6 protein-coding genes are annotated in these 11,547 nt (G+C 56.9%); 3 read left to right on the forward strand and 3 right to left on the reverse strand.

Annotated features, from left to right (window positions below):
• Positions 1-103: 103 nt before the first annotated feature.
• The 3 genes from NHH03_RS26320 to NHH03_RS26330 all read right to left on the reverse strand — a co-directional run bounded on the left by NHH03_RS26320 (position 104) and on the right by NHH03_RS26330 (position 6,815).
• Entirely contained in the window at positions 104-1,444 is a 1,341-nt protein-coding gene (locus tag NHH03_RS26320; RefSeq protein ID WP_253161336.1) for an MFS transporter, read from the reverse strand.
• Entirely contained in the window at positions 1,441-3,717 is a 2,277-nt protein-coding gene (locus tag NHH03_RS26325) for an outer membrane protein assembly factor BamB family protein (RefSeq protein ID WP_390895638.1), read from the reverse strand. Before NHH03_RS26325 ends, NHH03_RS26320 begins: the two co-directional genes overlap by 4 nt.
• Before the next feature lie 161 nt (positions 3,718-3,878).
• Positions 3,879-6,815 carry a protein kinase domain-containing protein gene (locus NHH03_RS26330; protein ID WP_253161337.1) on the reverse strand — a complete coding sequence of 979 codons (2,937 nt, stop codon included), beginning with the start codon at positions 6,813-6,815 and terminating at the stop codon, positions 3,879-3,881.
• A 304-nt stretch (positions 6,816-7,119) separates the two neighbouring features.
• Here NHH03_RS26330 and hemC point away from each other — a divergent pair, with 304 nt between their 5' ends.
• From hemC to NHH03_RS28305, 3 genes are all read left to right on the forward strand, one after another.
• Positions 7,120-8,163, forward strand: coding sequence for a hydroxymethylbilane synthase (hemC, locus tag NHH03_RS26335; protein ID WP_315861490.1), 1,044 nt, complete (start codon positions 7,120-7,122; stop codon positions 8,161-8,163).
• A gap of 55 nt (positions 8,164-8,218) precedes the next feature.
• The gene (locus NHH03_RS26340; protein WP_315861491.1) at positions 8,219-9,178 is read left to right on the forward strand and encodes a sugar phosphate isomerase/epimerase family protein; all 960 of its coding nucleotides are present in this window, start codon (positions 8,219-8,221) and stop codon (positions 9,176-9,178) included.
• Positions 9,179-9,594: 416 nt separating this feature from the next.
• On the forward strand, positions 9,595-11,328 hold the full coding sequence (locus NHH03_RS28305) for a M48 family metallopeptidase (RefSeq protein WP_253161338.1): 1,734 nt from the start codon (positions 9,595-9,597) through the stop codon (positions 11,326-11,328).
• The last annotated feature ends 219 nt before the right edge of the window (positions 11,329-11,547 follow it).

Here is an 11,547-nt window from a genome sequence, read left to right on the forward strand (position 1 = left end):
TGCATAAGCGCAACTTCAAAGTGCGTGAGTGAGGGACTCCATCAAATCCCTCGCTAGCGCGTCGGGTTACCATAAAAGCGCAACTTCAAACGTTTCCCCAAGCCTACTCGATGTCGGCGGGTGGCTCGGGCAGCCAGAACGAGAGGATGCTGCCGGCGGCGTAAACGAACAGGGCAACGATTCCTGCTGCGACCGCGGTGCTTCCCGACGGCAGCATCGTGGTTAACCAAGCGGTGACGGCGGCAAACGAGGTTCCGATCATTCGTCCACCGATGTTGGCGGCAAAACTTTCGCCGGTCCCACGCAAGTGGACAGGAAACACACGCGGCAAGTAGTTGCCCCAAAAACTGAATTGGGCGACGGTCAAGAAGCCGGCAACAAAGATGCCCCACTTCAGCAGTTCTAAATTGTCGCGGGCAGGGTAGAAAAAGACGAGTGGGACAATGATTAAACCCGGCCATTGAAACACGCGCAATAACCAGCGACGGCTGATGATCACGATCGCCAATGTGGCCAGCGCGAACCGGCCGATCAGTCCGCCAATTTCTTGGTAACCGTTGACCGTTGCCGCGATCTCTTGTTCAGTCTTCTTTTTCTGTGGGATGGTCATGTCAGCGGTCATCTGTTTGACCTCAGGCAAACTGGGAACAATCGACGGCGTTTGCTGTAGCGCGCCGAATGCCGCGCCATAGCTGCAGGCAAACATCAATGTGGTCACGATCGTGGTGCGACGCAGTTTCGGTGCGAACAGTTCAGCTATGCTGGGACGCTGCAGCGTTCCAGCCGCCTTTTTTGCCGCCCAAACCGGTGATTCCGGCAGAAACGGTCGGATCAAGATGAGTGGAATCGCCGGAATCACGCCGGAGATCACCGTGTAGCGCCAAGCTTCGTGACCTCCCGCAATCTCAGGCAGAGACGCGGCGTAACGAATCGCCAGCAAGTTGGCTGCCGTGACCAGGATTCCACCGATTGATGAAAATGCCTGTGTATAGCCCAATACGGCTTCGCGTCGTTTCGGCTGGCTGAACAGCTCCGCCAGCCAAGCGACTGCCGCAACAAATTCAACGCAAACACCGACAAACACCAGACAACGAAACAACAACAGCATCTCGAGAGACTGAACGAATCCGCTGGCGAGTGCCGCGAACGCATACAGCAAGATGCTGAATGTCAAGACACGTCGACGACCCCAGAGATCGGTGAGGTAGCCGCCCAATAACCCGAACACCCCGCCGACCATTGCCGGAACAAAGAACAGAATGCCACGCCAGAATTCAAACTCTGGCGTGCCGGGCGAAATCCCGCCCAATTCCTGCAGTGCCGGGCGCAAGATCAGCGGCAGCATCAGCAGTTCATAGATGTCGAAAGCAAATCCGAGCGCCGCGATCGAGCAAACGATCCAAATGACGTACGGGGATGATTTGGGCTGTGTATCCGTACTCATGGATTGCTTTGTACCGAGACGTTGTCGATGAAAAATTCACAGTTGGTCGCATTCCCAAACAACCCAGGGCTGCCCTGTAAGTTGGGCGCTTGATCGGTCGCGGTCAGCATCCATTGTTTTGGTTCGGGGCTTTCACGAGGCCACACTTTGCCATGCAGCACCGCCGTGCCATCTTGGATCGATGTCTGAAATTTGAGTGTGTACCACGTGCCCTCGGTCCACTGCAGGGGAATACTTTTTGCCATCCGCAACTGAGCAGCCCAGGTTCGGATTTGCAGTTGCTGTGACTCACCCATCAGATCCAACGTGTAACGCCCAGCGATGATCCCCATGTCAGGCAACTTGTTGGAACCGCTTTTGGCTTTGACATCCGCTGTCACGGTGTATTGAGAAAGCTCTGACGGGCCGAACCAAGTCTGGCTGCGGGTCCCCTTGGGGATGGTCGAAATTTTGACAATCACCGGTTCCCCATCGTCACTGGCGGGTTCGTGACGGTAACGCGCGCCGACCCAAGTCACCGGGACTTGCTCGTCGCTGAAATCAAAATTCCATGGCAGTGGCGGGATCAGTCGCAAGCGTGCCGCGGCGGTGACGCCGGAGTAGGTGGCCGTGAAAACCGCGGATTGATGGGAATCAACCGCAGGGGCGGTGAACCGACCCTCATCGTCGATCTCTCCACGACTGGCGGAAAACGACACCGACTCGGCAGGCAGTTCAATCTGCTGACCGAACGCATTGAACCCTTTGACAGTGAATTGGACTGTTTGATCAGGACCAACGATGGTTTCGGCGGGCGACAGTTGTAATTGGGCCAGTTGGGGATGCTCCGCTGGATCTTGTTCCGACTGCGGCACCGCGGCATTGGCCGTCTGAGTGCGATCCAGTGCCGGGGTTTGCTCCGTCGATAAACAGAACAGGCCACCGCTGGTGGGCAAGTACAGTCGCCCGTGCGATACGATCGGCGAACCGCCGATTTCGTGTCCCTTCGGCAGACGAACTTTCCAAGTCGATTCCACACCGCCCGCATTGGGTTTCAGAATGTGAACAATTCCGGTGGAGGTGCAGGCATAAATTTTTCCATCGGCAGACAACAGGCTGGCGCGCATGGCCGTTCCCAGTTTCAACGGCGATCCAATTTCGTCGCCGGTCTCCGTTTCCAGAACATGCAAACGCGACGAGTCTTCGACGACATACAGGCGATCACCGACCAGCAGCGGACTGCTCTTGCCGACCGTGATCTCCTCGGTTCGCCATCGCTCGGCAGAGACCGATTCAAGCGATGCGAAAGCGGCGTCGATTCGAACCACCGCTCCCATCGCAGTGCCCTGCGGATTTTCTTCTCCGTGACTGCAGTACACGTTGCCTTCGTGGTCGATGACGACAGAGGTGTTGATGCCACGGCGTGAGAGAGGTTGCTGCCACAGGATCTTGCCGGTCCGCGGCTGGATACCGTAGATCGATCCGTCGCCCGACCCGGCAACCATCACGGCTTGTCCGTTGATGACCTTGATGACTGGCGTGCTATAGGTGGTGTCTTCGGGCAGGGGGCGCGTGCTGGTCGACCATTGCAGCGTACCATCGGATTTATCAAAGGCAAAAAAGCGATGGGCTGGACGGGCTTGGTCATCCCATCCGGTCGTGACACCACTGATGATCACCAGGTTTTCAAACACGATGGGCGTGTTGGTCCGGCCGCCATAGGTGCTGAGCATCCCGTATTCTTCGCTCATCGACCGGGCCCAAACCGTTTTGCCGGTTTGCGCGTCGATGCATTGCAACAGACAGCATGCTCCGAGCGCATACACTTGCTCGGATTCAGGATCGCCACAAACGTTGGACCAACCGACGCGTTCGGCCGGCAAGTCGGACAAAAACACGTTGTAGACGTTCTGCCAGATCAACTCGCCGGTAGCGGCGTCCAGGCAGATGACTTTTTCGCCATCCAACGGCGTCCCAGGTTGGTCGCGCACGATTGTGAACAGCCGTCCGTTCATCACAATCGGAGTTGAGATGCCAGCCGCCAGCTCGCTTTTCCACAACACGTTGCTGCCGGGGCCACCGCGAGGATCGAATTGGTCGATCAAGCCGACTTCATCAGAAACGCCGTTCTGATGGGGGCCACGCCAGGCCGGCCAATCCATCGGGTCCGACTGTGCCGTGACTCGTGACGAGTCAGCAATGGACAGCACCACCAGTGACAATGAGATAAAAACGAACCACAAGCTTGACCCAAAGCCGGCTGTCAAAGCACGCCGGCAAAAGCGTGATCGCATCGAGGGTGGAATTCCAAAACAGGAATGGGAGGGAGCGAAAAAAACGAACGGCCCAGATCAAACCCCGCGGTTGGTCAGCGGTAGCGGCAGAGTCCACAGATTTGATGCGATATTTTCTATGCCCGTCACTGTTTTGAACAGTGGCATTCGACCCAAAATTCCTAAGGCTCCAAACCGACCAACCACTTGGCCCACTCGGGTTCATCCTTGATCGCCAGCAGTGGTTCGGGAATGGTTGGCAGACGAGTGCTTTCCGGGGTGCCCGGGGTCTGGGCGCGAACCGACAACAGCCCATCGACGTTCAACTCGAATCCGATCAACCGAGTCCGTTTCAGCTGGTTGCTGGAATCTTTGTCGACGTTGAATTCATAGCGCCCTAACGAGTGCCATTGGTCACCGCGAATTCCGGACGATTCCACCACCGATAGAGTCATCGAATCACGATTCTTGGCAATGCTTAACTTGCGATTGGTCCGCGCCGGCAGGCTGGTTCCGCGGGCGATGATTGGCAGGATCCGTCGCCGCCCCTGGTTGTCTTCGATCACGATCCCGATCGTTTGGCTGGAAACACAACGCGGCGGTAACAACACCTCACTACGCTGCGGCAGTTCCGCTGCCAAACAAGCCGCCGAACCGCGGGCGACATCGCTGCGGTCGACGTAGCGAATCGGCATTTTGGGATCTAAATTTTCCAGCAAGCGTGCTCGTAATCCGGGAATTCGCAACAGTGGACCAAGCATCACACAGGAATCAATCCGTTTGGGACGCACACCGGCCTGCTTACAGATCTGGTGCATGTCTTGGCGGATCCCGTGGATCAAATCGTCACAGCGGTCCAACCATTTATCACGTTGCAGGGTGATCGACAACGAACGGTCATCCAGATCCATGCTGATCGTCACGTTGGGCATCAATAGCAACGCATTCATGGCGCGCTCGCAGGACATCTGCAGTCGCGACGCGGTGACGCTCGATCGGGTTGGGTCAAATCCATATGCGTCACGAAAACCCTGGGCAGCCATTTCGACTAGCCGATGTTGCCAGGTCAACATTCCTGTGTGCCAGTGCCCGGCACTGGCCACTTGTGTCAACTGCATCGAATCACGCTTGATCAGCGCCACCTCGCTGGCTTGGCCGGTCAACCCTAAGAACAACATCGTTTCGACGCCGGCGTAATCAATCGGCAGATTCTCCGGCGGTTCCGCGTCGGACGGCGTGGGGTTTTCACTATCCAACATCAACGCCTGAACCGCTGCCACACTGCGGTCGACCAAACGGATCGACTCGATCCCGGCGAGACGGCATGCCTGTTTGATACTGCGGCGGTGGAACTGGTCGTAGCTAGCCGGAATCGCAATGGCGGCCAATTGTGGCAATGGATTGTCGGGCCAAGCATTGGCAATGATTCGGCGAATCAACATCGACATCAAAACTTCCGGCGGACATTGACGTCCGGCAATCTCGCGCTGCACCGTGTCTTTGCCGACGTACATCGGCAAACAATGGACCACCTGTTTCGGTGATGCAAATCGCATCTGGTTGGCTTCGACGTCAAACAACAGTTGCCCGTGATCGTCCGCCACCGCCATCCGAAACAATGGCTGTGAATCCGCGCCGGCGGTTAAATTGTGAATCCCCACTCCCGGCAACGACTCTGCCGCAGCGGAATAAGACATTCCCAAATCGATCCCGAAAATTGCCAGGTTGGCGATCGCCGTTGACCCACCCGAGAGCGTTGATTGGTCACCGGTCGATTGTCGATTGACGAATTCGGACAACCAAGCCGGACTGTGCGATTCCTCGGCATAGGTCCCCAGATCCTCGATGACTTCATCCAACGAGGCGTAGCGTTCGCTCAGGCGTTTCGCCATCATCCGTCGAAACAGATTGGCCAACCCCAAGTCGACGTCGCTGCGAACTTGCATCAAATCCGGGATTTCACCATGTCGGTGACCATAAACCTGTTCCAGGTACTCACCTTGAAACGGCGGTTTGCCGGTCAACAGAAAATACAGCACCGCCCCAAGCGAATAGATGTCACTACGCGGGTCCGCATCGTCGGGCGATTCCAGTTGCTCCGGCGACATGTAAGCCAATGTCCCGATCAATTTGCCCTTGCGTTTGTGATACGAATCGGGATCTTGAATCCGCCCGATTTCACGCCCGTCATCGGACCACAAAACATTACTGATCTGTGCCAACCCCAGATCCAAAACCTTGATCGTTCCATCCTTGGCTTGAATCAGGTTTCCCGGTTTGACGTCCCGGTGCACGATTCCAGCTCGATGCGCGTGCAACAATCCCAAAGCGGCCTGACGAATCACCGATGCAGCCATCCCAGGTGACAGCGGTCCGTTCTTGGCGACCAACCGTGTTAACGTCATGCCGTCAACATATTCCATCACCAAAAAGTGGATGCCATCCGCTTCGCCGGCATCAAAGGCGGTGACAATATTGGGATGCATCACTCGCGATGCGGCGCGGACTTCGTCATAAAATCGCTCGATCGATGACTCGTCAGACATTCGATCACCGCGCAACACCTTCAGCGCCACCTCACGCTGCATTCGCACGTGTTCCGCTAAAAAGACTTCGCCCATGCCACCGGATCCGATCAGTTTTTTGATCTGATAGTCACCGATCTGTTTCGGGATGGTTTCCCGACGGCCACTTTTCTTGATCGCGGTCGCACCGTGGGGCAGCGGCTCGGACGATTCCTCTGCGTCGACCGAACTGACGCTCAATTCGATCAGGTCGCCAAACGCATCGCCGCTACTCATTTCACAGGTCGGTGGTTCCTTATCCGGCAACTCTGCCGCGACCGATTCTCGCTCGATCGTCCCCTCCGAATCACCGTCTAATCCCTCATCAATCGCAGCTAACTCAGGCACGTCCGAATCACTGGCGACGGACAATTCTGAATCACTCATCAACGATCCCGATGAATCACCGTTCAATGCTCGCTCGGCATCCGTTTTAGCGGCGCTCTCGCTACCAGGCAGCAACGGCAGGTCGCCGGAATCAGCCCCTTCGTCAGACAGTTCCTCCAGCAGTGATTCACTGTTGGAATCGTCGCGATCAGCTTGTGGATGTGACAAGGGAAACCGTTTCGGACGAGGTGAAAGGGTGTGCCGGGGGAAATCGGATTCAGTAAACGCCCGTTTGATCGTCGTCGTTGATTGTCGCAGGGGCGACCGGTGAATGGTCGACAATCGCAGATCAGTCAACAAGGATTATACAACAGTCCTCTACAGGACTACCTGATCCATTGCCTAGCCAAACGTTCACTCTCTGGTTCGTATCAGTATAGCGTCGGAGCTTTTGAAGGTGGTGCCCGCAGGTTACTCTAACCCGCTGAATTCAGCGCCACTGCGAAACGCTCCGCTGGCGACCCGATTCCTCTTGCCAATTCGAGCCATTCTCTTGCCAACACCGGATCAACCGACATTATCGAATCCTGATGCCGATGGTCACCCCGTCCGCCAAAATTTTGGTGACACAGAGGGTTCCTTGCGAATCGCGACCCGCGAGAGTCCGCTGGCGTTGTGGCAGGCTCACCACGTGGCCGACTTGCTGGCAGCGCAGTCAATCGGATCGCAAATCGTTCCGATGGTCAGTAGTGGCGATATCGACATGCGTCCGATCGATGGCAAACGATCCGTCGGCGTGTTTACCAAGCGAATTCAACAGGCATTGTTGGACGACGAGGGCGATCTGGCGGTCCATTCCATGAAAGACCTGCCCACCGAAGCGCACCCGGATCTGCAAATGATTGCGACCCCGCAGCGTGAAACGGTCGTCGACTGCCTGGTTTCGCCTGGGGGAGGCCCACTGGACAGTCTGCCAGCTGGCGCACGCATCGGTACGGGCAGTCGTCGTCGCGCCGCCCAATTATTGCGCGTCCGTCCTGATTTACAAATCTTGCCGATCCGCGGCAACGTGCAAACACGGCTGCAAAAAATGCATGATGGTGAATACGACGCGATCGTGTTGGCTGCCGCAGGATTGCAGCGGTTGCAAATGAATGATTTGCGGCGGGTTGAATTGCCACTCGAAATGATGCTGCCTGCGCCAGGCCAAGGTGCATTGGCGATCGAGGTCCGGCGAAATGATCAGCGCGCGATCGATGCGGTGTCGCAGTTGAATGATGCTTGCGCGGCCGCTTGCACCCTGGCCGAACGCACCCTGCTGTCACAACTGCATGGTGGTTGCCTGGCGCCGATCGCCGCACACGCCACTGTGACGTCCAACTCAGATTCCAGCCAACTTCGTCTGATCGCTCGTGTGCTGTCGGTCGACGGGACCGAATGCCTGGAATCCGCCGCCGAGTGCCCGATCAAACTAGAATGGGGCCAGTGGCAGACAGTCGCGATCGAACTCGGACGTCAGATCAGTTCTGGACTGATCGAGCGTGGTGCGCGAGCGCTGATCGAATCCGGTCGCTGAGTCCCACAAGACAGTTCGCGTCATTTCATTCACAGACCCCATCAGGTGTGGCCCCGTGCAACAGTCCCTTGCCAATCAATCCTCCGACCGCATTCGTCCCCGGCGGCGTCAATTTTTTTCGGCCGCCTGCGCCGCTGCGGCTGCTGTTTCGTTCACGAATCCTACGACACTGATGGCCGCCGATCCGTTTGCCCGCCACGGTGGACCACGCTTTCGAATCGGTTTGGCGGCCTATTCGCTGCGCAACTATTTTTCCTTCATGAAGGGCAAATCCAGAACGCCTGACGCGTCGGGAAAAGCGATCGATATGGTCGGCTTTCTGGACTACTGTGTGGACCAAGGCTTCGAAGCTGCGGAGTTGACCAGTTATTTCTTTCCACCCGATGCTGATTCGCAGTACTTCCTGGAGCTTAAACGCCAAGCCTTTTTGCGCGGTGTCACGATTTCGGGGACAGCGATTGGGAACAATTTTACACTCGGCGCGGGCGACAAACTGGACCGGGAAATTGAAACGGCACTCGAGTGGATCGACAAAGCCGCCGTCATGGGCGCGCCACACATCCGATTCTTTGCCGGCACCGCGAAACAGTTGGATGAACACCCCCAACGTCTGGATCAAGCCATTGAAGCGATGAAACAATGCGCGCAACGGGCAGGAGAAAAAGGCGTGTTCCTGGGGATCGAAAACCACGGCAACCTGCGACCGGACCAACTGCTGTCCATTATCCAGGCCGTCGACCATCCCTGGGTCGGCATCAATCTGGACACCGGGAATTTTCACAGCGAAGATCCTTATGGCGATCTGGAAAAATGTGTGCCTTACGCAGTCAACGTGCAGGTCAAAGTCAGCATGAAGAAACCGGACGGGACCACCTATCCAGCCGACTTTGACCGCGTCGCGGCGATTCTGCGCGACAGCAACTATCAGGGTTTTGTGATCCTGGAATACGAAGACGACGCGCCCTATGACAAGATCCCGGCGGCGACAGCGGAACTGCGGAAATCCCTGGCCTGAACCTCCGACCTGGCCACCGCCGAGCCCGATTGGGAACCGATTAATCGCAACAACCGTCACCGGCTGATCAATCGGACGCGATCAGTCAACGGGAATGGTCAATTGAATCCTTTTATTGAAGGGCTGCCGCCGCTGCCATCGGAATCGGACTAGTGTCTTGGTGTGCGAGGGACGTGACGCAGCAGCGCGACACGACACCCAGATATTAAGCGTCCCCCCGTGCGAGGCGGGGTCGGTTCTTCGGAATCGGCCTCGCCTTTTTTCGTGCCTCCGCCGCCGTTAGACTGGTTGGTATCCACCCGTCCAGAGGTTGTGAGATGCCGATTCAGTTTCAATGCCCGAGTTGTCAAGCGACACTGAAAGCGCCGACCGCCCACTCAGGGGCGCGTGCGAGATGTAAAAAGTGCCGCGAAATCGTGACCATTCCCGCCGTCGGCGACGCAGCCAATCGGGTCGCGACAGATCGACAACGAACGAGTGCCCCGCGGCCCTCACCGGCGATTGAATCAAACGACGAGATTGATTTCGGCTCCATCACTGCCCAACTGCCTTCGTTTGTCGCAGGAAATTCGACTGAATCAACGAAGTCGCCACGGCCAGTGCGGTCGATGGACGACGACCAAAATCCGTTTGCCGACCTGCCGGAGTTTCAAGCACTCGACGCACCGGTCAGCCGCCACTCACAGGCCGACAACGAATTTCATCAAATGATGATGGCCGATTCCGGTCAATCATCGTTCGTCCTGCCGACGGCGACTCCGCTGGATCAATCCACGCCCGCTGCCGATGCAGATGCCCTGGAAACCGAGGGGACATCCTCGCCAGTTGCCGACCACAGCAACCTGGCCGATGTATTGGGTGGTTTTGATGCCACGATTCAATCTGCGGTGCAGCAGCAACGTGCAAAGACCGAGCGGGCGGCCCGCGCCAAATTCAGCAGACAACAAATCCAAGCTGCCTTTGCCAAACCACTCGGCGCGGTCGACCGATTTGCGGGGCTCGGTCGAAAGCAGTTCCAATCGGCAATCGCTGTCGCGCTGGTTCCAATTGGTTTTGTGGTGTTTGTGTTTGCCGCCAGTGCCGGCATGTTACTGCTGTATCGAGGTTGGCTCTACGGCGCCGACTCCAGTCTGCCGCATCCGGTGATCGGAATCACCTTCGTCATTCTGTGTGTGCTGTTGGTCGCTTGCTGGATCCCCGCGATCAATCTGATGTTTGCCGGATGGAGTCTCTTGTTCGGACGTCGACACTCCGGTGAAAGCACCACCCAGCTGACGCGAGAGTCCCAGCCGGTGATGTATGAGTTCGTCGACCAGATCTGTGAAAAACTAGGGGCACCAAAACCCTGTCGAATCGATTTGGACTGTGAATTCAACGCCTCGGCATCGCTGCGACGCGGTTGGATCAAGAGCGGCAATAACGACCTGGTGCTGACCATTGGAATCCCATTCATTGCCATTCAAAACACCGAACAACTGGCATCGGTGATCGCACACGAGTTCGGTCACTTTCGCCAAGGCAGTGCGATGAAGACCAGCTATGTGATCGGTTCCCTGACGAACTGGTTCATGCGTTCGGCGGCATCCGGACCAGTCTATTTTTACTGGTTCGGCTACCTAACCCACATGCTATCGGGATCATTGACGCGGCAAATGGAATGGGATGCCGACCGCCATGCGGTGCAATTGGCGGGCACCAAAGCGTTCGTGCAATCGAGCGCCCTGATCGAACGTTACGGCGTTGCCTATGCCGTCACCTTGGACAATCTGTTCATGCTCTTTCAATCTGGGATTTTGGTCGACAACATCCCTCGATTCATGATGCACATTGGACGCACCATGCCGGCGTCGGTGGTCCGCCGCATCGCCGAGCAAACGGAGAAAGAGCGATTGAATTTGCTCGATTCCCACCCGCCCACGCGCGACCGAGTCCAAGCCGCTCGCGAACTGAACCAGCCTGGGATCTTGTCGCTCGGCCGTCCAGCGACGGACCTGATTGATCACTGGATTCCACTTTGCAAAACCATCACGCTGGACTTTTACACGCAAACACTGGGTCTATTGCCCAATGAAATCAACGACTCACATGTGACACCGCTGGAAGACCTGCTGCGCGACGAGCACAAGTTGTTGCTGGACAAGACCGGATAACAGGTCCAGAGAGCTGTTGTGGCTGAGCCCTGTGAACCCCTGTCTGCAGGAGCCCAGTCTGCAGGAGCCCTGTCTGCAGGAGCCCACGCCGTGAAAGAACCAGCCTCACAGAAGCCGGCGACAGGGTTTGAAGTTGCGCCTTTGCAATTCACTCTCCCGCCTAGAGGTCGTACTGCTTCGCTCACGGCTCAACAGGGTGGGTTTGCAGGGTGAGGTTGA

Origin of the sequence: Stieleria tagensis (assembly GCF_024129865.1) — a bacterium.
Lineage (GTDB): Bacteria > Planctomycetota > Planctomycetia > Pirellulales > Pirellulaceae > Stieleria > Stieleria tagensis.